The sequence below is a fragment of the Planococcus sp. RAB007_Raresut genome, from assembly GCF_057369535.1.
Window position 1 is genome coordinate 1 of sequence record NZ_JBXYIF010000054.1, and the last position, 343, is coordinate 343.

Here is a 343-nt window from a genome sequence, read left to right on the forward strand (position 1 = left end):
CGTTCATTTTTTTGGTACTTGTCTTCGATTAAAATTCACGTTAAGATATATTCAAATGAACGTTTGAAAGTTGGGGTGATATGATGAGAAATCGAGACGTACTACCTGTGTCCGGTATTACCTGTACGAATTGTGCAGCTAAGATTGAGCGAGATGTATCGAAACGTGAAGAAGTCGCATCTTGTCAAATTGATTTTGCGACGAGTCGTATGGTGATTGAGTGGGTGGACCCGTCATACCGTGAGAAGAGGCTTGAGTGGACTCAGTTGGCGATGGAACGGATTGAACCGGGAGCAAAGTTTGTTAAACAAGACGACGATCAAACCGAAGGACGAGATTGGAC

At 43.4% G+C, this 343-nt stretch carries 1 protein-coding gene; it reads left to right on the forward strand.

Annotated elements, in window-relative coordinates:
- Nucleotides 1-83: 83 nt before the first annotated feature.
- The coding region (locus tag AC2Q9J_RS17735; protein WP_499041984.1) for a cation transporter at nt 84-343 on the forward strand (260 nt) is incomplete at its 3' end.